General features: G+C 68.5%; 24 protein-coding genes and 1 pseudogene. 12 read left to right on the forward strand and 13 right to left on the reverse strand.

Annotation, left to right across the window (positions count from 1 at the left end; translation table 11 throughout):
- Window positions 1–150 precede the first annotated feature (150 nt).
- From ACIHAX_RS30970 to ACIHAX_RS30980, 3 genes are all read left to right on the forward strand, one after another.
- Window positions 151–1,035: a helix-turn-helix transcriptional regulator gene (locus ACIHAX_RS30970; protein WP_364428044.1), complete on the forward strand. Its 885-nt coding sequence runs from the start codon at window positions 151–153 to the stop codon at window positions 1,033–1,035.
- A gap of 62 nt (window positions 1,036–1,097) precedes the next feature.
- Window positions 1,098–1,304 carry a hypothetical protein gene (locus ACIHAX_RS30975; protein WP_364428047.1) on the forward strand — a complete coding sequence of 69 codons (207 nt, stop codon included), beginning with the start codon at window positions 1,098–1,100 and terminating at the stop codon, window positions 1,302–1,304.
- Window positions 1,305–1,405: 101 nt separating this feature from the next.
- Complete coding sequence (locus tag ACIHAX_RS30980) at window positions 1,406–2,614, forward strand: CoA transferase (protein WP_364428050.1); 1,209 nt, start codon at window positions 1,406–1,408, stop codon at window positions 2,612–2,614.
- Window positions 2,615–2,738: 124 nt separating this feature from the next.
- Here ACIHAX_RS30980 and ACIHAX_RS30985 read toward each other — a convergent pair whose 3' ends face one another.
- Window positions 2,739–3,911, reverse strand: coding sequence for a CaiB/BaiF CoA transferase family protein (locus ACIHAX_RS30985; protein ID WP_397281175.1), 1,173 nt, complete (start codon window positions 3,909–3,911; stop codon window positions 2,739–2,741).
- 279 nt (window positions 3,912–4,190) lie between these two features.
- Between ACIHAX_RS30985 and ACIHAX_RS30990 the strand changes: the two genes are divergently transcribed.
- Window positions 4,191–5,672 (forward strand): aldehyde dehydrogenase, encoded by a 1,482-nt coding sequence (locus ACIHAX_RS30990; protein WP_397281177.1) that lies wholly within the window; start codon window positions 4,191–4,193, stop codon window positions 5,670–5,672.
- Window positions 5,673–5,692: 20 nt separating this feature from the next.
- A complete protein-coding gene (locus ACIHAX_RS30995; RefSeq protein WP_364428059.1) occupies window positions 5,693–7,087 on the forward strand; it encodes an MmgE/PrpD family protein in 1,395 nt (464 codons plus the stop codon).
- Between the two features lie 228 nt (window positions 7,088–7,315).
- Here the strand turns inward: ACIHAX_RS30995 and ACIHAX_RS31000 are convergent, their stop codons facing one another.
- The 8 genes from ACIHAX_RS31000 to ACIHAX_RS31035 are packed head-to-tail and all read right to left on the reverse strand — an operon-like array spanning window position 7,316 to window position 16,484.
- Window positions 7,316–8,536, reverse strand: a complete 1,221-nt coding sequence (locus tag ACIHAX_RS31000; RefSeq protein ID WP_397281179.1) for an acetyl-CoA C-acetyltransferase — start codon at window positions 8,534–8,536, stop codon at window positions 7,316–7,318.
- Between the two features lie 21 nt (window positions 8,537–8,557).
- Window positions 8,558–9,706, reverse strand: a complete 1,149-nt coding sequence (locus tag ACIHAX_RS31005; protein WP_397281181.1) for an acyl-CoA dehydrogenase family protein — start codon at window positions 9,704–9,706, stop codon at window positions 8,558–8,560.
- Between the two features lie 40 nt (window positions 9,707–9,746).
- A complete protein-coding gene (locus tag ACIHAX_RS31010) occupies window positions 9,747–10,928 on the reverse strand; it encodes a CaiB/BaiF CoA transferase family protein (protein WP_397281183.1) in 1,182 nt (393 codons plus the stop codon).
- Window positions 10,925–11,716: an enoyl-CoA hydratase/isomerase family protein gene (locus tag ACIHAX_RS31015; protein ID WP_067810345.1), complete on the reverse strand. Its 792-nt coding sequence runs from the start codon at window positions 11,714–11,716 to the stop codon at window positions 10,925–10,927. The genes ACIHAX_RS31010 and ACIHAX_RS31015 overlap by 4 nt, the downstream gene beginning before the upstream one ends.
- A gap of 10 nt (window positions 11,717–11,726) precedes the next feature.
- Window positions 11,727–12,878 (reverse strand): CaiB/BaiF CoA-transferase family protein, encoded by a 1,152-nt coding sequence (locus ACIHAX_RS31020; RefSeq protein WP_364428070.1) that lies wholly within the window; start codon window positions 12,876–12,878, stop codon window positions 11,727–11,729.
- Window positions 12,879–12,892: 14 nt separating this feature from the next.
- Entirely contained in the window at window positions 12,893–14,062 is a 1,170-nt protein-coding gene (locus tag ACIHAX_RS31025) for an acyl-CoA dehydrogenase family protein (RefSeq protein WP_067810348.1), read from the reverse strand.
- Window positions 14,063–14,065: 3 nt separating this feature from the next.
- The gene (locus ACIHAX_RS31030; protein WP_397281186.1) at window positions 14,066–16,009 is read right to left on the reverse strand and encodes an AMP-binding protein; all 1,944 of its coding nucleotides are present in this window, start codon (window positions 16,007–16,009) and stop codon (window positions 14,066–14,068) included.
- A 13-nt stretch (window positions 16,010–16,022) separates the two neighbouring features.
- Window positions 16,023–16,484: a MaoC family dehydratase gene (locus tag ACIHAX_RS31035; protein WP_067810351.1), complete on the reverse strand. Its 462-nt coding sequence runs from the start codon at window positions 16,482–16,484 to the stop codon at window positions 16,023–16,025.
- A gap of 179 nt (window positions 16,485–16,663) precedes the next feature.
- Here ACIHAX_RS31035 and ACIHAX_RS31040 point away from each other — a divergent pair, with 179 nt between their 5' ends.
- From ACIHAX_RS31040 to ACIHAX_RS31065, 6 genes are read left to right on the forward strand one after another with little or no spacing between them, the layout of a single operon-like run.
- Window positions 16,664–17,827, forward strand: coding sequence for an acyl-CoA dehydrogenase family protein (locus tag ACIHAX_RS31040; protein WP_397281189.1), 1,164 nt, complete (start codon window positions 16,664–16,666; stop codon window positions 17,825–17,827).
- The gene (locus ACIHAX_RS31045) at window positions 17,824–18,801 is read left to right on the forward strand and encodes an HpcH/HpaI aldolase/citrate lyase family protein (RefSeq protein WP_397281191.1); all 978 of its coding nucleotides are present in this window, start codon (window positions 17,824–17,826) and stop codon (window positions 18,799–18,801) included. Before ACIHAX_RS31040 ends, ACIHAX_RS31045 begins: the two co-directional genes overlap by 4 nt.
- Window positions 18,798–19,544, forward strand: coding sequence for a 3-oxoacyl-ACP reductase FabG (gene fabG, locus ACIHAX_RS31050; protein ID WP_397281193.1), 747 nt, complete (start codon window positions 18,798–18,800; stop codon window positions 19,542–19,544). Before ACIHAX_RS31045 ends, fabG begins: the two co-directional genes overlap by 4 nt.
- Window positions 19,541–20,413: a MaoC family dehydratase N-terminal domain-containing protein gene (locus ACIHAX_RS31055; protein ID WP_397281195.1), complete on the forward strand. Its 873-nt coding sequence runs from the start codon at window positions 19,541–19,543 to the stop codon at window positions 20,411–20,413. Before fabG ends, ACIHAX_RS31055 begins: the two co-directional genes overlap by 4 nt.
- A gap of 5 nt (window positions 20,414–20,418) precedes the next feature.
- A complete protein-coding gene (locus ACIHAX_RS31060) occupies window positions 20,419–20,862 on the forward strand; it encodes a MaoC family dehydratase (protein WP_397281212.1) in 444 nt (147 codons plus the stop codon).
- A 4-nt stretch (window positions 20,863–20,866) separates the two neighbouring features.
- Window positions 20,867–21,550, forward strand: a complete 684-nt coding sequence (locus tag ACIHAX_RS31065) for a GntR family transcriptional regulator (protein ID WP_195042913.1) — start codon at window positions 20,867–20,869, stop codon at window positions 21,548–21,550.
- A 146-nt stretch (window positions 21,551–21,696) separates the two neighbouring features.
- Here the strand turns inward: ACIHAX_RS31065 and ACIHAX_RS31070 are convergent, their stop codons facing one another.
- Entirely contained in the window at window positions 21,697–22,356 is a 660-nt protein-coding gene (locus tag ACIHAX_RS31070) for a transcriptional regulator (RefSeq protein WP_397281197.1), read from the reverse strand.
- Between the two features lie 497 nt (window positions 22,357–22,853).
- Here ACIHAX_RS31070 and ACIHAX_RS31075 point away from each other — a divergent pair, with 497 nt between their 5' ends.
- Window positions 22,854–24,041: a DUF4062 domain-containing protein gene (locus ACIHAX_RS31075; protein WP_397281199.1), complete on the forward strand. Its 1,188-nt coding sequence runs from the start codon at window positions 22,854–22,856 to the stop codon at window positions 24,039–24,041.
- Here the strand turns inward: ACIHAX_RS31075 and ACIHAX_RS31080 are convergent.
- The 3 genes and pseudogenes from ACIHAX_RS31080 to ACIHAX_RS31090 all read right to left on the reverse strand — a co-directional run.
- Complete coding sequence (locus tag ACIHAX_RS31080) at window positions 24,010–24,216, reverse strand: hypothetical protein (protein WP_397281201.1); 207 nt, start codon at window positions 24,214–24,216, stop codon at window positions 24,010–24,012. The two genes, ACIHAX_RS31075 and ACIHAX_RS31080, sit on opposite strands and share 32 nt — an antisense overlap.
- A gap of 171 nt (window positions 24,217–24,387) precedes the next feature.
- Window positions 24,388–24,806, reverse strand: a pseudogene (locus ACIHAX_RS31085) (helix-turn-helix domain-containing protein); the annotation flags it as partial.
- Between the two features lie 417 nt (window positions 24,807–25,223).
- The coding region (locus tag ACIHAX_RS31090) for an integrase core domain-containing protein (RefSeq protein WP_397281203.1) at window positions 25,224–25,609 on the reverse strand (386 nt) is incomplete at its 5' end.

Here is a 25,609-nt window from a genome sequence, read left to right on the forward strand (position 1 = left end):
TCCTCGTCCGGCGATCCGAGCTGTGACTGAAGCAACATATTTTATACAGTGCGCTGGAGTCGGTGTCGAGAACGCGCAGATCGGCGCTACCGGGAGCCTGGGAAGGTTTTGTCCCAGGCGGCGGCGTCTCGCCGGGCATAGCGTGGTGACATGACGGAGAAGGCACCTCACCTCCGCGAGCTGGGCGGCTTCCTCAAGGCCCGCCGCGGCGAGCTCACCCCCGACGACGTCGGCCTGTCGGTGCACAGCGCCACCCCCCGCCGGGTCAGCGGCCTGCGGCGCGAGGAGGTCGCCGATCTGGTCGCGATCAGCCACGACTACTACACCCGGATCGAGCAGGGCCGGCTCGCCCCGTCCGAGCCCGTGCTCGACGCGCTGGTGCGCGCGCTGCGCCTGAACCCCGACCAGCGTGAGTACGTCGAAAGCCTGGCCCGCCGTTCCGAACGACGTGCGCCCGCCCGGCGGCAGGCCAAGCCGGTGCGCCCGCAGCTACAGCGGCTGCTCGATCAGCTCACCGATACCCCCGCCCTGGTGTTCGGCCGGTATCTCGACATCCTGGCGTGGAACGACCTGGCCGCGGCGCTGATCACCGATTTCGGCGGGATGCCCGCGCGCAAGCGGAACTACGTGCACATGGTCTTCACCGACCCGGCCATGCGCGAGCTCTATGCGGATTGGGAATCGGTCGCGCGGACCTGTGTCGCGATCCTGCGCATGGACGCGGCCGTCAATCCGACCGATCCCCAGCTGACCGCACTGGTGGGCGAGCTGTCGATCGCCGACTCACAGTTCCGGCAGTGGTGGGCGGCACGGCACGTCGCGCGCCAGGAGTTCGGCACCAAGACCCTGCACCATCCCGCCGTCGGCGACCTCACGCTGAACTGGGACACCTTCCGCGACACCGGCGACACCGACCAGCAGCTGGTGCTGTGGTCGGCCGATCCGGGCACCACCTCGCACGAGAAGCTGCGCATCCTGGGTTCCTGGTCGGCGCCGATATCCACGCGCGACACCACCGAACACCGCCCCGCCTGAGGCGCCTGCCGCTGTTTCCTCCCACCCCGCGCCACCGTCCGCTCGTCCCGGAAGCGACCATCGTGCCCGAGCCCCACACCCAAGTCACCGAGATACTCGACTATTTCGGCCGCTGCGCAGCCTGCGACTACCCCGCCTCGGCGCACCTCTACACCCACCACTTCGCCGATGGCTCGATCCATCGCGAGGTCATCGCCACCTGCGGCCTGCCGTGCGGCTGGCGGGGACCGGTGCCGCCACACCGGATGACCGGCCGTAATGGAACATAATATATAATCTCGGGAAATTTCCTATGAAGGAGTGAGCGTTTGACACCGCAGCCAGTCACCAACGAGCCCTCCGCTCTTCCTGCAGCGCGGCAGGCAGGCGCATGAGCGGGCAGCCGCTGGCGGGCCTGCGGGTCGTCGAATTCGCCAGCTTCGTCGCGGGACCCTCGGCGGGCATGACCCTGGCCCAGCTCGGCGCCCAGGTCATCCGGATCGATCCGCTCGGCGGCGGCCCGGACTACCGGCGCTGGCCGGTCGCGCGCGCCACCGGCGAGAGTCTGTACTGGAACTCGCTCAACCGAGGCAAGCAGTCGGTCGCGCTCGACGTGCGCAGTCCCGAGGGCCGCGAACTCGTGCTGGCGCTGGCCACCGCGCCGGGCGCGGACGCGGGACTGGTCGTCGACAACGCGGTGGGCCGCCCGTGGTTCTCCTACGAGGCGCTGGCCGCCCGCCGCGCCGATGTCATCAAGGTGCACATCGGCGGCCAGGCCGACGGGGGCCCGGCAGTGGACTACACGGTGAACACCGAGGTCGGCGTGACCGACCTGACGGGCCCCGCCGATACCCGCACTCCGGTCAATCATGTGCTGCCCGCCTGGGACTTCCTGGCGGGGACGACCGCCACCACCGCGCTGCTGGCCGCGCTGCACCGGCGCGAGCGCACCGGTGCGGGCGCCGATCTGCGGATCGCGCTGGCCGACGTCGCCCTCGCGGGCGTGGCGAACCTGGGCTGGCTCAGCGAGGTTCGCGAACGCGGGGACCGGCCGCGGCACGGCAATTTCGTCTACGGCACCTTCGGTGCGGACTTCGTCACCGCCGACGCCGAACGGGTCATGATCGTGGCGCTCACACCGCGCCAGTGGGCCGCGCTGGGTTCCGCGACCGGGACCACGAAAGTACTTGCCGCGTTGGAGGAGTCCCTCGGTGCGGACTTCACCGACGAGGCCGAGCGCTACACCCACCGGGAGACGATCGCCGCGGTCATGCGACCGTGGTTCGGCGCGCGTTCCGTCGCTGCGGCCGCCGCCGCGCTCACCGAGGCCGGGGTGCTGTGGAGCCGTTACCGGCGGATGAGTGACGTGGTCGCCGATTTCGAGGACGGCACCGGTTCCGAGGTGCTGGCCTCCGTCGACCAGCCCGGTATCGGCCCGATCATCTCCGCGCACAACCCGATTCGCGAGAACGGCGCCTACGGACCCGTGGGCATCGCCTCGGCCCTGGGCGCGGACACCGAGCAAGTGTTCGCCGATGTCCTGGGCCTGGATACCGCCGAGCTGAACCGGCTGCGCCGTGCGGGCGTGCTCGGGGATTGATCACGCAAAACGCGAAAAGCGCCGCCCCGGTTCCGGATCCCCGGGCCCGGGGCGGCGCTGTCACTGTGACAGTTGGTGGTCACGCCCGGACACTGAGCAGTGCGGCCGACCGGTCCACCACGGCTCAGTCCTCAATGAACAGGACGCCGCCTGCCACGAGGTCGTCGATCTGATCACCGGAGAGCACTTCCCCTGCCACCGATTGCGTGTCGGCGCCGACGCGCGGCGCCACGCCGGGACGGTCGGGGCGCTCGCCGTCGAACCGCCACGGCGGGCGCAGCAACGCCAGGGCGTCGGCCTGCGGCTCCACCATCCCCAACCAGCGGGTCTGCTCATGACCGACGTAACCGCTCATCGACAGCACCGGAGCGAAAGGCACATCGTGTTCGGTCAGCACCCGTTCCCAGTCGTCGAAGGTGCGACGCTCGAACTCCGCCTCGACGACCTTGACCAGTTCGAAGTAGTGCGCCTCGCGCGGGCGGTATTCGGCGAAGCGCGGATCCTCGGTGAGATCGAGACGGTCCATGGCCCGGCACAACGAGTGCCAGAACTTCTGCGACGACGACAGGTGGATGGCCAGGGATTCCCCCGAAGCGGTGCGGACACAGAAGTTCTGGGCCTGCGGGTGCCTGCTCTCCCGGGTCGGGTCGGCGCCGAGTTCGAAGGACTGGGTGATGCCGTCGGCGGTCAGGACGCTCACCGCCTCCATGATCGAGGTCTCCAGGTGCTGGCCCGCGCCGGTCCGCAATCGGCCGACCAGAGCGGCGAGCACGCCCGCCGTCGTCGTCAGGCCGGTCACCAGGTCGGCGCTCAGGCCACCCGTCAGCTGCGGGTGGCCCTCGTCGCCGAACAGCGAGTACATGCCGCCGAAGGCCATGCCGATGGTGTCGTAGGCGGGCCGGTCGGCCAGCGGGCCACCGGCGCCGAAGCCGGTGACCGACCCGTAGACCAGGTCTTCCCGCAACTCCCGGCAGACCTCTGGGCCGAGACCCAGGGCGGCGAGCTTGCCCGGCCGCATGTTCTCCAGCACCACGTCGAATCGCGGGATCAGCGCCTTGACCAGGGCCACGCCCTCGGGGCGCTTGAGGTCGACGGCGAGGCTGCGCTTGCCCGTGTTGTACTGCCGGAAATAGGGACTGCCGTCGTTCTGATGACGGCGGAAGTCCTCGCCCACGACCGGCCGCTCCACCTTCACGACCTCGGCACCGAGTGCGCACAGCATCGACGTGCCGAAGGGAAGGGAGATGTATCCACCGATCTCGAGGATCCGGATACCATCGAGCGGCTTGTGCTGCATTGCCTGCCTCCTGTGGTCAGCCTGTTCATATTATATATTGTCGCCGCACCCGGAGTTGTCTCCGGTCACCTCGGTGCGACCGATATCGGCACGTGACAGTAGGCATGCCTAGGGCATCGAGTGGCCCGAGCGCAACGAAATCTTGGTCTCAGCGATTCAATATTATATAGTTTGTATGACCGGGATCACGACGGGCACTCTGCACCGCGGCCCGGAGACACCGGCGGCCGGGGCCGACACCGCACCGGGAACGCCGCGATCGTGAGCGAGGAGCTACCCATGACTGTGCCGACGGACGTCCGGCAGGGGCAGTACGACAAGGTGTTCATCGGCGGCGCATGGGTGACCCCCGCGACCGAGGACCGGTTCGCTGTGGTCTCGCCGGCCACCGAGGAGGTGCTGGCCCGGGTCGCCGAGGGTTCGGTCGCCGACATCGATGCCGCTGTCGCCGCCGCCAGGACCGCCTTCGACTCCGGTCCGTGGCCGCGCTCGGACCTGAGTGAGCGCATCGCGGTGCTCACCCGGGTGAGCGAGGCACTGGCCGCTCGCCAGGACGAGGTCGCCCGGCTCATCAGCGCCGAAATGGGGTGCCCGATCACTCTGTCCACGCGGATGCAGTCGATGGGCACGCGGATGCTGCTCGACGCCTTCCTCGAGCTCGCCCCGCGGTACTCGTGGAGCGATGTCCGTCGCTCCGTGACCGGCAACGCCTTGGTCACCAGAGAGCCGGTCGGCGTGGTCGCCGCGATCGTTCCGTGGAACGCGCCGCTGCAGATCGCGATCATCAAGCTCGCGCCCGCGCTGCTGGCCGGTTGCACCGCGATCCTCAAGCCGTCGCCGGAGACCGCGCTGTCGGCCTACCTGCTGGCGGAGATCTTCGCCGAGGCCGGTCTGCCCGACGGCGTGCTGAACGTGGTGGTGGCCGGTCGCGAGGTCAGCGAGCACTTGGTCCGGCATCCGGGCGTGGACAAGGTCTCCTTCACCGGGTCCACCGCGGCGGGCCGCCGAATCGCCGCGATCTGCGGGCAGGATCTGCGCCGGGTGACCCTGGAGCTGGGCGGCAAGTCCGCCGCGGTGCTGCTCGATGACGCCGATCTGGACGCCGTGGTGCCGGTCATCCGAGCCCTGTCCCTGCGCAACAGCGGACAGGTGTGCAGCAACAAGACCCGCATCGTGGTCGCCCGCTCGCTGCGCGACGATCTCTACGACCGGCTGCGCGACATGATCGGCTCGATGCCGGTGGGTGATCCGTTCGATCCGGCCACCGAGATCGGCCCGCTGGTCAGCGCCGCGCAGCGCGAACGTGTCGAGTATTTCGTGGCCGCGGCGAAGGCCGAAGGCACCGAGATCCTGGTCGGCGGCGGGCGCCCCGACGGGCTGGAACGCGGCTGGTATGTACAGCCGACCGTGTTCGCCGATGTCGACCCCGACGCCCGCATCGCCCAGGAGGAGGTGTTCGGCCCGGTATTGACCGTGCACACCTTCGACACCGAGGACGAAGCGATCGCCATCGCCGACAACTCGCCCTACGGCCTCAACGGATCGGTGTTCGCCGCCGACCCGGCGCGCGCCCTGTCGGTGGCCCGCCGCATCCGGACCGGAACCGTCGAAATCAACGGCACCCCGGCCGGATTCTTCGCCCCCATCGGCGGTTTCAAGAACAGCGGCATCGGCCGTGAAGCCGGCCTGGAGGGCTTCGACGCCTACGTGGAACCGAAGTCCTACGGCCTGCCCCCGGCGCTGCTGGACACGCTCGGCTGATCCCACGCGAAAGGTTACCCATGTCGACCACTCCCCCGCTCGAGTCCGCCGTCGCCCGGCTGGTCACCGAGCTGGACTACGACTCGATTCCCGCCGCGGCGCTCGACGGAGCCCGGCGGCTGATGCAGGACCAACTGGCGGTGCAGATCGGCTGCGCGGCACTGCCGTGGAGCCGGGCCGTACTCGAGCTGACCCTGGCCTCGCACGCGCCCGGCGCGGCGCACGTCACCGGCTCCGCGCACACGATGAGCGCCGCCGACGCCGCGTTCGTCAATGCCACTTATGGGCACGGCTTCGAATACGACGACGCGCACCGCTCTAGCTCCAGTCATCCCGGCAGCACGGTTGTTTCGGCCGCGCTGGCGGTCGGCGAGGAAATGGGAGCGACCCTGCGCGAGGTGATCACCGGTATCGTGGCCGGTTACGAGGTTTACACGCGCATCGGCATCCTGGCCGCGCCGGAACTTCTGGAGCGCGGTTTCCATCCGCACGGACTGCTGTCGGCGTTCGGCGCCGCGGCGGTCGTGGCCAAGATGCGTGGATTCGACGCCGAGACAACCGTGCACGCCTTGTCGATCGCGATGAGCCACAGCGCGGGCACCACCGAGTACACCTCCTCGGGCGGTTCGGTCAAGCGCCTGCACGCCGGCATCGGCACCCGCAACGGCATCCGCGCCGCGGAGATGGCGGCGGCCGGGATCACCGGTCCCACCACCTTCCTCACCGGCCGGAAGGGCTTCTACCGCAGCTACGTCGGGCGGCCGGTGGCCGAGAACGCCGCGCAGCTGTTCGCGCCGGACGCCCCGTTCGAGATCACCCGGCTCTGGATCAAGCCCTACTGCTGCTGCGGTATCAACCACGCCTACATCGACGGCGCCCGGCAGCTGGCGGCGAAAGCCGGTGCGGTGACCGCCATCCGGCTCGGCATCCAGTCCGGCGGCGATGTGATCATCGGCAACCAGAACGCCAACGCCTACGCCCCGCGGATCATCGAGCACCTGCAATACAGCCTGCCGTTCCAGTTCGCGCTCGCGATCACCGGGCACGGCAACGGTTTCCGCGTCCACCACGACTACCTGTCCGGTGCGCTGGACCTGGGTCCGGACAGCGCGGTGGCCGAGATGGCCCGCCGGGTGCGCATCGAGGTCGACACCGAGCTCGACGCCGCCTATCCCGGCCGCTGGATCGCCGACATCACCGCCACCTACGACGACGGCTCCCGCGAGCACGTCTTCGTCGACAATCCCCTCGGCACCGCCGAGAACCCGATGTCGGCCGACGACCTCGACGCCAAGTTCCGTGATCTGACTTCGGTCGCCATGGGCACCGAGCGCAGCGAGGCCCTGCTGAAGTCGATCACCGCGAGCGACCCGGATCTGCCGGTCGCCGAATTCGCAGCCCTGCTGCGTCCCTAGAACCGGCGCCGTATCCGGGGTCTGCCGTCATCCCGGACACGGCGTCCCGGCCGGGCCGGGACGGAGAACCGGCGATCGAAGTACCCGAGGGGGAGTCGGACTTCGATCGTGTCCGTCCCGGCCCGTTGCTGTGTCCGGATTCCGAAAGCTCTGCCTTACCACGGAGTCGGGCCCCGGCCGACCTGTTCGATCGACCGGGGCCCGGCTCGTCTTACCCGAGTGGGTCTTTCAGGCAGTCTCGAAGGTGGCGGCGAGCCCCTGCCCGCCACCGATGCACATGGTGGCCAGGCCACGGCCGCCGCCACGCCGTTTCAGCTCGTGCAGCAGGGTGGTCACCATGCGGGCGCCCGTGGCGCCGATCGGGTGTCCCAGGGAGATGCCGGAGCCGTTGACGTTGAGCTTGTCGTGCTCACGCCAGCCCCAGCCCTCCAGCACCGCCAGCACTTGGACCGCGAACGCCTCGTTCAGCTCGACCAGGTCCATGGTGTCGAGCAGCGACACGGTGTCGGAGCCCTGCCGCGCGGCCAGTTTCGCCACGGCGGGCACCGGCCCGATGCCCATGCGGGAGGGGTCGCAGCCGGCGGCCGCCCAACCGGTCAGATAGCCGATCGGTTCGAGGCCCAGCACGTCGAGCTGGTCCTCGGCGACCACGAGCATGCCCGCCGCGGCGTCGTTCTGCTGGCTGGAGTTGCCTGCGGTCACGGTGCCGCCGGGGGTGATGGTGCGCAGTTTCGCCAGCGACTGCGGGGTCGAATCGGCCCGGATGCCCTCGTCGGTGGCGAAGACGACCGGGTCGCCCTTGCGCTGCGGGACTCGCACCGGCACGACCTCGTCGGTGAAAAAGCCCTCGGCCCAGGCCGCGGCGGCGCGCTGGTGGCTGCGGGCGGCATAGGCGTCGGCTTCCTCGCGCATCAGGTTGTAGTCCTCGGCGAGGTTCTCGGCGGTCTCGATCATCCCGGAGATCCTGCCGAACCGGCCTTCGGGCTGGGACCGCTCACGACCCCGGTCGAGCCGGTCGAACAGCTGGACGGTGCCCGCGCGGGCGCCCCAGCGGGTGGCGGTCGAGTAGTACTCGATGCGGCTCATCGATTCGACACCACCCGCGAGCACGACGTCGGCGGCGCCGGTCTGCACCATCATCGCCGAGGTGACCAGGGCTTGCAGGCCGCCACCACAGCGGCGGTCGAGCTGCATGCCGGGCACGCCGATCGGCAGACCGGCGTGCAGTGCCAGCCACCGGCCGACACAGGGCACCTCCGAGCTGGCGTAGGACTGGGCGAACACCACGTCATCGATGCGTTCGGGGTCGACTCCGGACCGTTCGACGACGGCGTTCACCACGGTAGCGCCCAGATCCTCGACCGGGACGTCACGAAGCGCGCCACCGAAGGTGCCGACCGCGGTGCGGGACGGTGCGACCAGCGCGGCACGGCGGAGACTGGAAGTCATTGTCGGAAACTCCGATTCGGGTCAGATCGCGTTGCGGGCGATCAACTGTGCGGCGATGACATTGCGCTGGATCTCGTTGGTGCCCTCACCGACGATCATCAGCGGCGCGTCCCGGAAGTAACGCTCGACGTCGTACTCCTTGGAGTAGCCGTAGCCGCCGTGCACACGGATGGCGTCCAGAGCGATCTGCATGGCGGTCTCGGAGGCATAGAGCTTGGCCATGCCCGCCTCCATGTCGGCGCGTTCGCCACGGTCGAGCTTCTCGGCGGCATCGAGGGTGAGCAGGCGGGCGGCACGCTGCTTGGTGGCCATGTCGGCCAGCAGGTTGCCGATCGACTGATGTTTCCAGATCGGCTTGCCGAAGGACTGCCGTTCCTGGGCGTAGCGCACGGCGGCTTCCAAGGCGGCCTGCCCGACGCCCAGCGCGCGGGAGGCGACCTGGATGCGGCCGACCTCGAGGCCGCGCATCATGTGCGCCCAGCCCTGGTTCGGCACACCGCCGAGGATCGCGTCGTCACCGACCCGGCAGCCTTCGAACACCAGCTCGCACGCTTCGACGCCGCGGTAGCCGAGCTTGGGGAGCTTCTTCGAGACGGTCAATCCCGGTCCTGGTTCCACCAGGATCACACTCATCCCCTTGTGCGCGGGCTTCGCGTCGCGGTCGGTGACGCACAGCAGCCCGATGAGGCCCGAGTGTGCGGCATTGGAGATCCAGGTCTTGGATCCGGTGATCGACCAGGATTCCCCGTCGCGGGTGGCGGTGGTGCGCATGGCCTGCAGGTCCGACCCGCCACCGGGTTCGGTCAGCGCCATGGTGGCGCGGATGGCGCCCTCGGCCATCTTCGGCAGATAGCGGTCCTTCTGCTCCTGGGTGCCGAAGGTCTTGATGAGGTAGGTGATCACCGAGTGGCCGCCGATGGCGCCTGCCAGGCTCATCCAGCCGCGGGCGAGTTCCTCGGTGACGCGGGCGAAACAGGCGGTGCTAACGTCGACGCCGCCGTAGTCGGCGGGTGCGAGCAGGCCGAAGAAGCCCAGCTTCTTCATCTCCTCGATGAATTCCTCGGGATAGATGTCGTTCTCGTCGAACTCGCGGACGCGCCCGGACACCCGCTGGTCCACGAATTCGGCGACCAAGTCGACCATCTGCTGTTCATCGGCTGTGAGACTCATCGTCGGTCACCACTTCTTTCGGTTCGGTTCAGTTCGCGCGTCATGGTTGCGCGACGGCGGAAGTGCCCGCGACAGGCGCGAATTCGGCCCGCAGCGCCTCGGTGTGCGCGCCGAGAGCGGGGACGGCGCCGTGCACAGCGGGCCAGTCCCGGGCCAGGCCCGGCGGCAGCAGCGCGGGCACCGGGCCGGACGGGGTTCCGACCTCACGCCAGCGGCCGCGTTCGCGCAGCTGAGGATGATCGGCGAGCTCGCGAACCCCGTTGAGGCGCGCGTTGCCGATCCCGGCGGCGTCGGCGGCGGATTGGATGTCGGCGAGCGTGCGCTGGGCGCACCACCGCCCGACGATCGCGTCCAGCTCGTCGCGATGCCGGACCCGGTCGTCGTTGTGCGCGTAGCGCGGGTCGGCGGCGAGTTCCGGGGTGTCCATGAGATCGGTGAGGCGCAGCCATTCGCGATCGCTGGTGGTACCGAGCACGGCGGTCTGCCCGTCGGCGGTCGCGTAGGCGCCGTAGGGGGCGATCATCGGCGAGCCCATGCCGACCGGCTCCGGTTCGGTGCCCGCGTGCAGCACCTGGTTGAGCGCGAAGCCCATCATCTCCGAGACCACGTCGAGCATCGCGACCGGCACCACCGAGCCATGGCCGGTGTGCTCGCGGTCGTAGAGCGCGGCCAGGACCGCCGAATACGCGTAGAGGGCGGTTCCGATATCGGCCACCGGAATTCCCGGTTTGGCGGGGCGGCCCGGGGTGCCGGTGATCGAGCACGAGCCCGCTTCGGCCTGGATCAGCAAGTCGTAGGCGCGCTTGTGGTCGAGGGGACCGCCGCGACCGTAACCGGAGATGTCGACCACGATCAGGCGCGGGAAACGTGCGGTCAACTCGTCCACGCCGAGGCCGAGGCGGTCCAGCGCACCTGGACCCAGATTGCTGACCAGCACGTCGGCCACGCCGAGCATGCTCTCCAGCACGGCCAGGTCGGCGGGAGCGCGCAGGTCGAGGGCTGCGGATTCCTTGCCGTGGTTGAGCCAGGTGAAATGCGCCGACAGACCGCCGACGACAGTGTCGTAGTGCCGGGTCGAATCGCCGTAGCCGGGCTGTTCGACCTTGATCACGCGGGCGCCGAGGTCGGCGAGGTGGCGGGTGCACAGCGGGGCGGCGATGGCCTGTTCGAGGCCGATCACCGTGACACCGGCCAGTGGGCCGTGCGCGCGTGGAGTGCTCATGAGAACTTCGGCTCCCGCTTCTCCCGGTGGGAGGTGACGCCCTCGATCACATCGGGGCCGGCGAAGTTGTAGAACTCCAGGCCCAGCGACGCGTCGAAGATCGGCATGGCCTGGCGGTACCAGCCGTTGAGCGCCATCTTGGTGCCCTGCAGACCGGCGCGCGACCCCGCGGCGAGCTTCTGCGCGACCTCGAAAGCCTTGTCCTGCACCTGATCGTCGTCCACACACAGCGAGACCATGCCGATGCGCTCGGCTTCCTCTCCGGTGAGCACTTCGTTGGTGAGCAGGTGGTACTTGGCCTTGGCCATGGAGGTCAGCAGCGGCCAGCAGATGGCAGCGTGATCACCGGCGGCGACACCGAGGCGCACGTGCCCGTCGACGATCTTGGCCTTGCGGCCCGCGATCGAGATGTCGGCCAGCAGCGCGGCCACCAGACCCGCGCCGACCGCGGGGCCGTTGATGGCGGAGATGATCGGCTGGGGCACCTCGATGATGTTGCGCACCAGGTCGCGTGCTTCGCGCATGACGCGGGTGCGGGAGGCGTAGTCGCCGATCATGTCGTCGATCAGGTCGAAGCTGCCGCCCGCGGAGAATGCCCGGTCACCCGCACCGCGGATCAACACCGCGCGCACGGATTCGTCGAGCGCGACGACCGGCCAGATGTCGGCCAGGTGCCGATGTGCTTCGGCGCCCACCGCGTTCAGGTTCGGTCCGTCGAGCACGATGCGCAGCACACCCTCCGCCGGGCGGTCGACCCGGAGCGCCGAGAATTCCTCGTAACCGGTCACTGTTGTCCTCTCATTCTCCGACCGACACGGCGTCGGTGCGAGTGGCGGCGGTCTCCCACCGGGCGTGGATGTCGGCGATGTCATCCGGACCCGCTGGCGGGACAGTGGGCGCGCGGGTCGGCGTCCCGCTGAACCGCGGCGCGGGCGCCGGGTGCAGAACTCCCGAAACCCGGGTGTACACACCACGTTCCACGTTGTGCGGGTCGGCGGCGGCTTCGTCGAAGGTGAGCACCGGTGAGACGCAGGCGTCGGTGCCCCGGTAGATCCGCGCCCACTCGTCGCGGGTGCGCCGGGCCACCGCCTCGGCGATGAGCGCACGCAGCCGCGGCCACTGCGCGCGATCGTCCTGCTCGGGCCAGTCGGCGCTGTCGACACCCAGACGGCTGACGAACTCGGCGTAGAAATCCGGTTCGAGGGCGCCGACGGCCAGGTAACGGCCGTCGGCGCACAGGTAGGTGTCGTAGAACGGCGCTCCGGAGTCCAGGAAGTTGGTGCCCGGTTCGTCGGAGTACAGCCCCGCCGCCCGCAGCCCCTGCAGTTTGGCCGTCAGTACCGCCACACCGTCAACCATCGCCGCGTCGATCACCTGTCCCCGGCCCGTGCGCGTGGCCTCGACCAGCGCGCAGGCGATCCCGAACGCGCCGATCGCCCCACCACCGGCGTAGTCGCCGAGCAGATTGATCGGCGGCCGCGGTGCGCCACCGGCGGAGGCGAGCGCGTGCAGGGCGCCGGACTGGGCGACATAGTTGATGTCGTGTCCGGCGTCGTGAGCGCGCGGCCCGGTCTGGCCGTAGCCGGTGAGCCGGACGTAGACCAGGCGGGGGTTGCGGGCCAGCGCGTCGTCCGGGCCGAGCCCGAGCCGTTCGGTGACGCCGGGGCGGTAGCCCTCGACGAACACGTCGGCCGAAGAAGCGAGGCGCAGAACGGCTTCGCGTCCCTGCGGATCCTTGAGATCGACGGCCACCGAGCCGACGCCGCGGTTGACGACGTCGGTCTGCTCGCTGAGACCGTCGGTCTGGCTCAGGGCCCGCGCGGAGCGGTGCGGCGGCCGCACGACGCGCACGACGTCGGCGCCCATGTCGGCCAGCAGCATCGACACATAGGGCACCGGGCCCATGCCCGCCAGCACGACGACCCGCACTCCCGCCAGTGGTCCCGTCATCGGTTCGGCTCCTCTTAGTACGACCGGGGCAGGCCCAGAACCTGCTGGGAGATGTAGTTGCGCACCATCTCCTGGGAGAACGGCGCGTTACGCAGCAGGCGCACCTCCCGCCACAGCCGCTCGATGTGATACTCCTTGGCGTAGGCGTACCCACCCAGGGTGGAGAACGCCCGGTCACAGGCCTCGAACCCGGCCTCGGCGCCCAGGTACTTGGCCGCGGCGGCCTCGGGGCCGCACGGCAGGCCCGCGTCGAAGAGTTTCGCCGCCCGCAACGCCATTCCCTCGGCCGCCTCCAAGCGGATCCAGGAGTCGGCCAGCGGATGCGCCACGGCCTGGTTCCGGCCGATCGGCCGGTCGAACACGACCCGGCTCTTGGCGTATTCGCTGCCGATCTCGAGGGCGGCGCGGCCGAGGCCGATGCCCTCCATGCCGACCACGATGCGCTCGGGGTTCAGCCCGTCGAGCAGGTAGTAGAAGCCCTTGTCGACCTCACCGACGAGGCGGTCGTCGGACACTTCCAGATTGTCGATGAACAGCTCGTTGGTGTCGATGGCGGCGCGCCCGAGCTTGTCGATCTCGCGGACGGTGATCTTGGAGCGGTCCATGTCGGCCAGGAACAGCGACATGCCCCACAGCGGCTTGTCCTCGCGCCGCGGCGAGGTGCGGGCCAGCAGCAAAATCTTCTGCGCGTTCTGGGCGTTGGTGATGAACACTTTCTGCCCGTTGACGATCCAGCCGCCGTCGACCTTGGTCGCCTTGGTCTTGATGCGCGAGGTGTCCACACCGGCGGTGGGTTCGGTGACGCCGAAGGCCATGAGCAGTTCGCCGGAGGCGAGCTTGGGCAGGTATTCCCGCTTCATCTGCTCCGAGCCGTACTTCACGACCGGGGCGGGCGGGAAGACATAGAAGTGAATGGCCGAGCCGCCGCTCATGCCGGCGCCGGAGGCCGAGATCTCGGCCATCATGACCGCGGCTTCCTCGAGGCCGAGGCCGATGCCGCCGTACTCCTCCGGGATCATCGCGCCCAGCCAGCCGCCCGCGGCGAAGGCTTTGACGAAATCCCAGGGGTATTCGTGCTTGCGGTCTTTGTCGAGCCAGTAGTCGTTGTCGAACTTGCGGGCCAGCTCGCGGGTGGCCTGGCGGACGACCTCGACCTTGTCGTCGGTGTCGGGGGTGGTCGTCATGGACTACTCCTGTTCGTCGCCCACGGACACGGGGATCGCGTCGAGGGGAGTGGTGGGGTCGAGGGCGGACATGTCGCCGATGGGCGCCCCGAGGAAGCGCGCGCGGATGGCGCGGCGCATGATCTTGCCGTTCTTGGTCTTCGGCAGCGTGGTGACGACGTGTACCGCCGGGGAGAACGAGCGGCCCGCGTTGGCGGTGGCGGTCTCCTGCAGGTCGGCGGGTGCCTCGCCGGCGGCGCGCAGCACCGCGAAAGCGACCGCGCGCTGGCCGCGCTGCTCGTCGGGCACGCCGATGACGGCGACCTCGGCGATCCGGTTGTCACGCAGCAGCGCCGCCTCGATCTCGGCGGGACCGACCCGGCGTCCGGACAGTTTGAGCGTGTCGTCGGACCGGCCGTGGATGCGCCACATGCCCGCCTCGTCGACGCTCGCGAGATCGCCGTGCACCCAGACGCCGTCCCAGCGATTCCAATAGGTGTCGAGGTAGCGCTCGCGGTCCTGCCAGAAGGCGTGCGTCATGCCAGGGAAGGTGTTGCGCACCACCAGTTCCCCGATCTCGCCGGTCACCGGTGCGCCGTCCTCGCCGAACACCGCGGCGTCCACACCCGGCAGGGCGCCGTTGAACGCGGCCGCCGCGGCGGGCAGGAACGGGTAGCCGATGAGCAGGCCGCCGCCGACTTCGGTGCCACCGCTGTAGTTGACGATCGGCTTCTTCTTCCCGCCGATCTCCTCGAACAGCCACCACCAGGTCGGCTCGTCCCAGGCTTCGCCGGTGGAGACGAAGGCGCGCAACGTTTCCAGCGACTGGGTGACCGGTTCGCCCGCGGCCTTGAGCGCCCGCGCCGCGGTGGGCGCGATGCCTGCGACGGTGACCCCGTTGCGATCGATGATCTCCCACATGCGATTCGGCGTGGGGTGCACCGGAAGGCCCTCGATCATGACGATCGTGGCGCCCAGCTGCAGCGGGCCGGTCATCAGCATGGGCCCGACCAGCCAGCCCAGATCGGTGATCCAGGAGACCACGTCCCCGGCGTGCACGTCGAAGCCGTAGCCGAAGTCCACCGCCGTCTTCACCGCGAAACCGCCGTGCGAATGCACGATGCCCTTCGGGCGGCCGGTGGTGCCGGAGGTGTAGACGACGGTCAGCGGATCGTTCGCCTCGGTGGGCGCGGTCTCCACCGGCGCGGGCGCCGGGTCGAGTTCGTCGTAGTAGACATCGCGTCCGGCCCGCATCGGCACGTCCGAACCCAGATGCCGCACGACCACCACCGAGCGCACCGCAGGCGCGGTAGTCAGGGCCTCATCGAGAGTGACCTTGAGCGGCACGGTCTTTCCGCGCCGGGTGGTGCCGTCGGCGGTCACCACGACCACGGCCTCGGAGTCCTGCAGGCGCGTGGCCAGCGCGTCGGGAGCGTAGCCGCTGAAGGTGGGCACGGAGATCGCGCCGAGCATGGCGATGGCCAGGAACGCCACGGCCGCCTCGGGCACCACCGGCATGAACAGCAGCACCCGGTCGCCGCGGCGCACGCCACGGGCGGCCAGGTTCGCCGCGAACCGGCGCACCTCGGTGTCCAGTTCGCCGAAGGTCAAGGTGCGGCGCGCGCCTTCGTCGCCTTCGTAGACCACCGCGAGCCGGTCCGCGGCGGGCCCGCGCGCGTGCCGGTGCGCGGTCAGCTGCGCGACGTTGACGCGTCCGCCGGGGAACCACCGGGGGAACGGCGTGCCGCCGGATTCGTCGAGCACCCGCTCGAAAGCCATGGTGAACTCGACCTCGAGATCCGCTACCGCCGCCCGCCAGAACCATTCGGGGTCGGCGATGGCACGCCGGTTGAGTTCGGTCACCGCGGTGGCATCGGTGTCCAGCCCCCACGAGCGCATCGCCGCCAGCAGGCGGCTGCGTTCGCGGGCCTCGTCACTGGGCACCCAGGCCGGCTGGTCGTCGGTCATGGTGGACTCCCTCTCAGGCCTGCTCGGCCGGGCGCTTGAGCATCAGACCGACGCGCACGGCGTCGCAGACGATCTCGTCGCGCTGGTTGATGCCAAGGTGGCGGAAGGTCACGATGCCGGAGTCGTCGCGGCTCTTGGACTCCCGGCGGGCCTCGATCTTGGTCTGCACGTGGATGGTGTCGCCGTGGAAGACCGGCTTGGGAAACTTGATCTGCTCGAAGCCCAGGTTGCCCAGGGTGGTGCCCTGGGTGGTCTCCGGGACGGTGATGCCCGAGACCAAGCCCAGGATGAACAGACTGTTCACCAGGCGCTGACCGTAGATCGATTTCTTCGAGTACTCCGCGTCCAGGTGCAGCGGCGCCAGGTTCAGGGTCATGACACTGAACAGGGTGTTGTCGGCCTCGGTGACCGTCCGGCGGGTGGGGTGATCGATGACCAGCCCGGGTTCGAGTTCCTCGAAGTACAAGCCCGGCATGTCGTGTCCTTTCGCGATACGTGCGGCCGATCCGCCGTCCAGGTGAGGTGGCGCGCATCCATGCTGAATATATTATGTATCCAATGCGACCGACAGGCGGGTTGTCGGATTCCGCCTCACCACGGGATCGTATGCTATACGATCATATATTATATTGGAAATGACGAAAGGAGTCGCGGGTGCCCGAACTCAGCGCAGAGGATTTCGAACCGATCCTGGCGCACGTGCGCACGTTCATCCGTACCAAGGTGGTGCCGCGGGAAGCCGAGATCATCGAGACCAACGCCATCCCCGACGACATCCGCCGCGCGGCCGCGGAGATGGGACTTTTCGGCTACGCCATCCCCCAGCAGTGGGGCGGCCTCGGCGCGGATCTGACCCAGGACGTCGAGCTGGCGATGGAGTTCGGCTACACCAGCCTGGCGCTGCGCTCGCTGTGGGGCACCAACAACGGGATCGCCGGTCAGGTGCTGGTCAACTTCGGCACCGACGAGCAGCGCAAGCAGTGGCTCGAGCGCATCGCCACCGGCGAGGTGCTGGCCTCCTTCGCGCTCACCGAGCCCGGTGCGGGATCCAACCCGGCCGGCCTGCGCACCCGGGCCCGCCGCGACGGGGACGACTGGGTAATCGACGGCCAGAAACGCTTCATCACCAACGCGCCCCTGGCGAATCTGTTCGTCACCTTCGCGCGCACCCGCGAGGCCACCCCCGGCGACCCGGGCATCGCGGTATTCCTCGTTCCGGCCGACACCGCCGGGGTGATCGTCGGGCCCAAGGACGCCAAGATGGGTCAGGAGGGCGCCTGGACCGCCGACGTCACCTTCGACAACGTCCGCGTTCCGGCCGACGCTCTGGTCGGCGGCGCCGAAGACGTCGGCTACAAGGCCGCCATGGCCTCGCTCTCGCGCGGGCGCGTGCACATCGCCGCGCTGGCCGTCGGCACCGCCCAGCGGGTCCTCGACGAGTCGGTCGCCTATGCCGCCACCGTCACCCAGGGCGGCACGCCCATCGGTGACTTCCAGCTGGTCCAGGCCATGATCGCCGATATCCAGACCGGTGTCATGGCCGGCCGCGCGCTGGTCCGCGACGCCGCGGCCAAATACGTCTCCGGCGAGGACCGCCGGATCGCGCCCTCGGTGGCCAAGCTCTTCTGCACCGAGATGGTCGGCCGCGCCGCCGACAACGGCGTCCAGATCCACGGCGGCAGCGGCTACATGCGCGAGGTCACCGTCGAGCACATCTACCGCGATGTCCGCCTGCTGCGCCTCTACGAGGGCACCAGCGAGATCCAGCGCCTGATCATCGGCGGAGGGCTCGTGCGCGAAGCGAAGAAGCGCGCATGAGCACGGTGAGGACCGGGCCGCGCGACCATACGGCGCCGACCGGCGCTCCACCGGGACCCGCGACGCTCGATCACGTCCGATCCGCCTCCACGCTGCTGTTCGTCCCCGCCGATCGTCCCGAGCGCTTCGACAAGGCCGCCGCGGCCGGCGCGGGACTGGTGGTGCTCGATCTGGAGGACGCCGTCGCCCCCGACGCGAAGGACGCCGCGCGCGCCGCCGCCGCCGAGTGGGTCGAGGCGGGCAATGTGTGCGCGGTGCGCATCAATGCCGCCGGAACCGCATGGCACGCCGCCGACCTCGAAGCCTTGGCACCGCTCGATTGCGCGGTGATGCTGCCCAAGGCCGACGCCGGCTCGATCGGCTCGGTGGTCGCAGCCCTCGGCGCGGACGCGAGCCGATCGGACCCGAACCGCACCCGCGCCGCGTCAGCGGCCTACGACGGTGCGGTCAGCCGGACTGACGGCACCCCGCTCATCGCCCTCATCGAGACCGCGGCCGGTGTGCTCGACGCCAGACAGATCGCGGCGACACCCGGTGTGCATCGGCTGGCGGTGGGCACCTTCGATCTGGCAGCCGAACTCGTCGTCGACCCCACCGACCGCGAGGCACTGGCCGGAACCAGACAGTTGCTGGTCCTGGCGTCGGCCGCGGCGGGACTGCCGGGCCCGATCGACGGGGTAACCGCCGCCGTCGACGACGCCGACCTGCTCACCGACGACGCCGCCTACGGCCGTCGCCTCGGCTTCGCGGGAAAGCTTTGTATCCATCCCCGGCAGCTACCCCCTGTGACTGCCGCCTTCCGTCCCACCGAGGCCGATATCGCCTGGGCGCGCGCGATTCTGGCGGCGACAACGGACAGCGCGGGCGTGGCCGTCGTCGACGGCGCGATGGTCGACAAGCCCGTCGTCGATCGCGCCCACCGCATCCTCGACCTGCTCGACCGACTCCCCTTCGATACCGAGGACACCAAATGACCGGACCACTCCTGGCGGGCAAGACCGCCGTCGTCACCGGCGCCGCCCAGGGCATCGGCTACGCCATCGCCGAGCGCTTCGTCAGCGAGGGCGCGCGCGTCGTCATCGGTGACATCGACGGCGCGGCCGCCGAAGCCGCCGCGGCGAAGCTCGGCGGCCCCGAGGCGGCGCGGGGCGTGCGCTGCGACGTCACCGTGGCCGAGGACGTGCAGGCGCTGCTCGACGCGGCCGCGGAGTCCTTCTCCCCCGTCGACGTCATGATCAACAACGCAGGCATCACCCGCGACGCCACCATGCGCAAGATGACCGAGGACCAGTTCGACCAGGTCATCAACGTCCATCTCAAGGGCACCTGGAACGGCACCCGCCTCGCCGGTGCGGTCATGCGCGAGCGTGGCAGCGGCGCCATCGTCAACATGTCCTCGCTCTCGGGCAAGATCGGCCTGCCGGGCCAGACCAACTACTCCGCGGCGAAAGCGGGCATCGTCGGCCTGTCCAAGGCGGCGGCCAAAGAGCTGGCGCATCTGGGCGTGCGGGTCAACGCGATCCAGCCGGGCCTGATCCGTACCGCGATGACCGAGGCCATGCCGGCGAAGGTGTGGGACCAGAAAATGGCCGAGATCCCGCTGGGCCGCGCAGGCGAGGTGGAGGAGATCGCCTCGGTTGCTCTGTTTCTCGCCTCGGATCTGTCCTCCTACATGACCGGCACCGTGCTCGAGGTGACCGGCGGGCGGTTCATGTGAGCACCTGGCAGCCGCACCTCGAGACCACCGAGGAACTGCTCGACCCCGCGCCCGTCGCGGCACTGGCGGCGCTGTTCGACGACGGACTGCCCGCCCCGGCGCCGGGTGAGCAGTTGCCGCCGCTATGGCACTGGGTGGCGCTTCCGCGCTGGGCCGCGTCCGGGGTCCTCGGCCCCGACGGGCATCCACGCCGTGGATCGTTCCTGCCGCCGGTCGCGCTCCCCCGGCGGATGTTCGCCGGAGGCGAAGTGCGATTCCACGCGCCGCTGACCGTCGGCGAGACCGTGCGCCGCGAAGCCGAAGTGGTGTCGGTGACCGAGAAGAACGGCCGTTCGGGCGCACTCGTCGTGGTGGACGTGGTCATCCGGTTGTTCACCGCCGCAGGCGAACTCGCGGTCGAGGAGCAGCAGAACCTGATCTACCGGGAGGCCGCGCCGCGGCCGGACAAGCCCGCCGCGCTCCCCGACTCACCCGAACCCGGCACTCCGCTGACCCGGATCTCCGGCACCGAATGGGCCCTGCGCACAGATCCCAGTCTGCTGGCCCGGTTCTCGGCCGCGACAGCCAACGCTCACCGCATCCACTACGACTGGCCCTACGCGACCGGCGTCGAAGGCTACCCCGGTCTGGTCGTGCACGGTCCGCTGCAGGCGCTGGCCCTGGCAGAGGTTCACCGGCTCATGGCCGGTGAGCCGGTCCGGGAACTGCGTCATCGTGGCCGCGCGCCGCTGTTCTGCGGAGAACCGGCACGACTGCTGGCCACCACCGTCCCCGACGGCATCGCGCTCGAATTGTTCGGTCCGCGTGGAGAATCCGCAGTACCGAACGCGACCGTCGACATCGTCACCACCGACAGGAGCGACACGTGACCCGGATGTTCACCTCGGTCGAGGACCTGCGCGCGGCGATCGGAGAGCCGATCGGCCCGAGCGCCCCGCTGCTCGTCGACCAGACGCGCATCGATGCCTTCGCCGAGGCGACCGGCGACCGGCAGTGGATCCACGTCGACCCCGACCGCGCCGCCCGCGGCCCCTACGGCACCACCGTGGCGCACGGCTACCTGACGCTGTCGCTGATCTCGCACTTCCGGCAGGAGCTGCTGGAATTCGGCTTCGGCACGGCACGAGTCAACTACGGGGTGAACAAGGTTCGCTTCCCGGCCGTGCTGGCGGCCGGGTCGGAGATCCGCGCCACCGCGACCGTCACCGAGGTCTCCGAGACCACCGCGGGCACCGCCGTGACCGCACGGTACGTCCTCGATGCCGGAGCGGCCAAGCCGGTGTGTGTGGCCGAGACGGTCGTCCTGATCACCGGGTGAGGCGATGACATCCCGGAGCCAGCCACCGCCGCAGCGCCGTCATCAGCAACTGCCCGACCGGGTCGCCGCTCACGTACGCGAGCAGATCATGTCCGGCGCCATGCGGCCGGGCGACTTCCTGCGGATGGAACCCATCGCCGAGGCAGTCGGCGTCAGCGTGACGCCCGTACGCGAGGGTCTCTTGACGCTCAGCAGCGAGGGTTTCGTCACGCTGGTGCCGCGGCGGGGGTTCGTCGTCGCCGCCTTCAGCCGCCAGGACGTGCGGGACCTGTTCTGGGCGCAGAGCAAGTTGGCCGGCGAACTGGCGGCCCGCGCCGCGCAAACGGCGACCCCACACGATCTCGTACTCCTGCGAACCCTGATCGCCGCATCCGTCGCGGCGAGCGACGCGGGCGACACCGCGCGCATCATCGCGCTCGGCCACGAATTCCACCGCGCCGTGAACCTTCTCGCCGGCTCGGATCGCCTGGCACGCCTGCTGGCGGGGATCGTGCACCAGCTGCCCAACAGCTTCTACGCCTCGCTGGAATCCGACGCGGCGACCACAGCATCCGAACACGCCGAGCTGGTAGCCGCGCTGGAGCGACGGGATACCCACAGGGCGCGCGCGCTCGCCGAAACCCATATCGCGGACGGCGCCGATTTCGTCGTGGACACGCTCGATCAACGGGGAATCTGGGCTGAATGACCGTTCCGAATACCGGATCGAGCGCATACATTTCCATTCGGGCCATTCCCAGCCCCGCTGACTCCCGTCTTCTCGGAGATCCTGGAACGACTCCGGACGCCCACGCAAGGAGATCATCGCCCACGACACTGCATGAGCTGCAAAACTCATCCCACTGCAGCGTGATACATCTCCCGATGCTCCGCCCACGGACGCGCCCGCTCCTCCGGACTCATCGCCAACAACGCCCGCAACTTCCCCCACGCCACCTCATCGACCGGCGTATACACCTGCATCCACGCATTCGGCACCGACGGCAACGACATACTCGTCAAAAACATCTCCAACTCCCCCACCGCCAAATTCCGCACCGCCTTCGTCCGACTCACCGGCACCGCCACATCATTCAACGCCCACAACGACGCGAAACTCTCACTCTCCCCACACAACTCCGCGATGAACTCCTCCCACTGCGGGTCCCCCAAGTTCTTCGCATACGCGCCCCGCAGATACCCCACCATCCGCCGCAGATCATCCCAATTATGGCGGTAGGCGTTGCAGCACTCCGGGGTCAGGAAGACGCGACGCGCCACATTCCGCTCCCCCACCAGCAATCCCGGGCACAACGCCTCGTACGAGGAGTTGTGCGCCAACACGTCATACCTGGCACTCAACACCACCCCCGGTAACGGCTCCAAATGATCCAAGATCACCTGCAACTCCTCCGGCAACGCCGATCCCGAATCCACCGAAGGCACCGTCGGCACATCCGCCAACCGATACAAATGCGCCTTCTCCGCCACATCCAACGACAAAGTCCGCGCCACCGCATTCAACACCTGAACACTCACATTGATCTGGCGGCCTTGTTCCAGCTAGGACAACCACGGAAAGGTGTACCGATGAGACATCGCCACCTGGTTGCACCCAAGCCGTTCGAATAGGCAGGTCAGAGGGGCTTTTTGGCGCACGCCACAACCTCACCGGACGTCTAGATGCCTTGACTCTCTTAGGGGCGTCGTCGAACTATGTTCTCGACTGCCCACAGGCGGACGCCCCGCCACCTCCTGGCTCTGCACGTAGGCGCAAAGACGGCGGGAAGCGTCGCGAAGACACAGTCGAGCGCAGTTTGGTCGACAACTTCGGCCAGCGACGGGCTTATACCTTTTAGCGCGAGAGGCATTCATCCAGCCGCAGGGGGAACAGAACGTGCCGACCAGTTCGGCCTACGTGGCCCCCGCCGATTCGGAGGCACCGCCACCAGCACAGCCGCTTCACACCCTGCGCCGTCAGCTGACAGCCCGGAATCTGCAACTATCTGTCGGTGCCTCAGCATTTCCGCATCTTTGTCGCCTCGCCATCCGATGTGCGAGATGAGCGCCAAGCGATCTTCGAGATAGTGGCCCGCATACCGTACGACCCGGTACTACGCGGCAAGGTCACCCTCGAGATCGTAGCGTGGGACGGCCCGTACGGCTCGATCCCCTTGCTGGCGACCGTGGACCCCCAGACCGCAGTCTCGGCCGGATTGCCACTGCCGTCGGAATGTGACGTCGTGGTCGTCGTCATCCACAGCCGACTCGGCACACCTTTGCCGTCGGAATACGCCAAAGATGACGGGAACCGTCCGGTCACCGGGACCGAATGGGAGTATGAGGACGCAATTCGCGCCCATCGCGTATCAGGGACTCCCGAGGTCTTGGTATACCGCCGCGAAGGTCCGGTACTTTTCGATCTTGATTCCACGGCAGATGCCTCCGATCTGATGCAGGCACACTCCCAGGTTCAGGCAGTCGAGGAGTTCTTTTCCAGACTGGAAGCTGAACGGCGCGGATTCAACAGCTACAACTCAGTGGCCGATTTTGCCGCGTCTTTCGCTGATCATCTGAAAGCGATCGTGCGGGCACACTTGGATGGCCCTGCGCCCGCGCGCGCGAGGATTCTCGCTGCACTGGCTGGAGAGGATAACGACGTCCACACAATCGAGCTGATCGGTTTCGCGGCGACGGTCCTCGAGGAACCGCACCTTCGAATCATGGCGGTTGACCAGCTCTCGCAGCGAGTCGCATCCGCAGAGCAAGGCGACACCGCGCGACTCAGGGAGTTGGCACAGCAATTCATGGCCACTCGACACGACGAACTCGGCGAAGCAGGTCTCAAACTCGCCAAACGCCTCGTCACCACCGGCAAGGCACCAATCGCATTCTTGCGAACCGGAGCGACGAATCCCAAGTGGCGGGTGAAGGCCGCAACTGTCGCCATCGTCAGGGGGTTCGACAACAGCGCGGTCATCGACGTGTACGAGGGCATCGGCAAGGCACTGAGCTACTGGAGACCGGTGCAGACGATCACAGATCATCTGTGCGAGATGACCGAGCAGCTGAGCCATACCGACCGAGCACGGGCAATTCATATTCTCGAGACGTTGCTGTCCAACCCTAGACAATCGGAGAATCAGCAGACGCGTCTACGAGAGGCCATCATTCAACTCGGTGGCGGAGCCAGAGGATGATCGCGGCAATGGCGAGTTCGGCCTGGCCGTAGCGGCGTTTGGCGTAGCGGGTGGCCAGGTCGCGGAACTGCTTGAGCCGGTTGAAGCATCGCTCGGCGACGCTGCGCCGCCGACACGCGTCGGGGTCGAATGTCGGTGGACGGCAAAAGGGGAAAGCCACCAGGGATCGAGACATGATCGGCCTTGCACTACCGGAGATCCGACGCCTCACCATCGCCCTGCTCCCACCCACCATCCGCTGCACCCGACACATGTGGGCATGGTCGAACTGGCGTCGCCGACGACAGCACCAAGCACGCCTGTCCCACTACCGGCGACGAAGACACCCACTCACCTGACTGCCTTGTCCCGGTCGGCGGGCGATGATGCGGCGTGGCGCCCGGTTCGGTTCGCCGTTCGGGTCCAGCAAGCAACGCCGGTTCAACCCGAGCTGGGCCAAGTAACGACCGACGGTCCGCACCGACACAGCGGTGCCCTCGGCAGCCAGTTCCGGCGCGATCCTGCGTGCCGACCACTTCCTGGTCCTGCGCAGCTGCTCGATCCGGTCGACGAGCTCGACCGGGGTCGCCGTGGGCGACCAGTGCGGCACGCAGGATCGATCGAGCAGGCCGAACTCGCCGAAGCGGCGAAACCGGTTCACCCACTTCGATGCACATTGCCGCGAGATGCCCATCTCGGCGGCGACATGAGCGATCGGGCGGGTCCGGCAGCGGTGCACGAGCCGGTGGTGGCCTCGACGGTGAGCGGGGCATTACGGTGAGACACGGCGGTTCTTTCGGTCTATGGCTGATGTGTGAGTGGGCGCTTCACATCCTGCCGCCGAAAGAACCGCCCCTTTCAACTCACCCCACACCCCACGTCACCAGCGTCACGACCCGCAACAACTAGCCCCTCCCCGTCGGGAGGCGGAGCCATAAACATGGAAGGGACTCCGTTGCATATGGAGACCCTGCAGCGATATAGGCAGTGTAATGATGGAGCGCTACTTCTTGGCCGGCGTGGAGTGTTCGTTGTGGCCACGCCATGCCCGGAAGCTCAGCACGACAACGCAACCGGCTGTGGTCAAACTGTCGTGGTGGCGTTGCCGAGCACCACCAGCGCCAGCACGGTGGCCAGAATCAACGCCAGCGCCAGCAGGTCCATCATGCTGGGGACTGCTGCAAGATCAGGTGACAGTTTCGGTCACGCGGCCTGACTGGCCGGTGGGGTCATGATTGTCTCGTATTCGACCGGCGTCAAACGGCCGAGAGCGGCTTGGCGTCGGCGGCGGTGGCAGGTCCGCTCGATCCACGTGACGATCGCGATTCTCAATTCCTCACGGCTGCACCAGGATCGACGATCGAGGACATTCTTCTGCAACAGCGCGAAGAAACTCTCCATGGCGGCGTTGTCACCGGCCGCGCCGACGCGGCCCATCGATCCGGCCGTGCCGTGACGAGCCAAGGCGTGCACGAACTTTCGGCTGCGAAATTGGCCGGATTCAACTGATCGTTGCAACACCTCGATCGTGGAGGTGTCGAGGTGGGAATTGGTCCGCAGCAGAAGCGGGTTCGTGAGTACCGGGGCCA

Origin of the sequence: Nocardia sp. NPDC051929 (genome assembly GCF_044548645.1) — a bacterium.
Taxonomy (GTDB): Bacteria; Actinomycetota; Actinomycetes; order Mycobacteriales; family Mycobacteriaceae; genus Nocardia; species Nocardia sichangensis.

Excerpts from the sequence above, each read along its gene's own strand:
- ACIHAX_RS30970 (WP_364428044.1), top strand. The coding sequence starts at position 151 with ATGACGGAGAAGGCACCTCACCTCCGCGAGCTGGGCGGCTTCCTCAAG.
- ACIHAX_RS30980 (WP_364428050.1), top strand. The coding sequence starts at position 1,406 with ATGAGCGGGCAGCCGCTGGCGGGCCTGCGGGTCGTCGAATTCGCCAGC.
- ACIHAX_RS30985 (WP_397281175.1), bottom strand. The coding sequence starts at position 3,911 with ATGCAGCACAAGCCGCTCGATGGTATCCGGATCCTCGAGATCGGTGGA.
- ACIHAX_RS30990 (WP_397281177.1), top strand. The coding sequence starts at position 4,191 with ATGACTGTGCCGACGGACGTCCGGCAGGGGCAGTACGACAAGGTGTTC.
- ACIHAX_RS30995 (WP_364428059.1), top strand. The coding sequence starts at position 5,693 with ATGTCGACCACTCCCCCGCTCGAGTCCGCCGTCGCCCGGCTGGTCACC.
- ACIHAX_RS31000 (WP_397281179.1), bottom strand. The coding sequence starts at position 8,536 with ATGACTTCCAGTCTCCGCCGTGCCGCGCTGGTCGCACCGTCCCGCACC.
- ACIHAX_RS31005 (WP_397281181.1), bottom strand. The coding sequence starts at position 9,706 with ATGAGTCTCACAGCCGATGAACAGCAGATGGTCGACTTGGTCGCCGAA.
- ACIHAX_RS31010 (WP_397281183.1), bottom strand. The coding sequence starts at position 10,928 with ATGAGCACTCCACGCGCGCACGGCCCACTGGCCGGTGTCACGGTGATC.
- ACIHAX_RS31020 (WP_364428070.1), bottom strand. The coding sequence starts at position 12,878 with ATGACGGGACCACTGGCGGGAGTGCGGGTCGTCGTGCTGGCGGGCATG.
- ACIHAX_RS31025 (WP_067810348.1), bottom strand. The coding sequence starts at position 14,062 with ATGACGACCACCCCCGACACCGACGACAAGGTCGAGGTCGTCCGCCAG.
- ACIHAX_RS31030 (WP_397281186.1), bottom strand. The coding sequence starts at position 16,009 with ATGACCGACGACCAGCCGGCCTGGGTGCCCAGTGACGAGGCCCGCGAA.
- ACIHAX_RS31035 (WP_067810351.1), bottom strand. The coding sequence starts at position 16,484 with ATGCCGGGCTTGTACTTCGAGGAACTCGAACCCGGGCTGGTCATCGAT.
- ACIHAX_RS31045 (WP_397281191.1), top strand. The coding sequence starts at position 17,824 with ATGAGCACGGTGAGGACCGGGCCGCGCGACCATACGGCGCCGACCGGC.
- fabG (WP_397281193.1), top strand. The coding sequence starts at position 18,798 with ATGACCGGACCACTCCTGGCGGGCAAGACCGCCGTCGTCACCGGCGCC.
- ACIHAX_RS31060 (WP_397281212.1), top strand. The coding sequence starts at position 20,419 with ATGTTCACCTCGGTCGAGGACCTGCGCGCGGCGATCGGAGAGCCGATC.
- ACIHAX_RS31065 (WP_195042913.1), top strand. The coding sequence starts at position 20,867 with ATGACATCCCGGAGCCAGCCACCGCCGCAGCGCCGTCATCAGCAACTG.
- ACIHAX_RS31080 (WP_397281201.1), bottom strand. The coding sequence starts at position 24,216 with ATGTCTCGATCCCTGGTGGCTTTCCCCTTTTGCCGTCCACCGACATTC.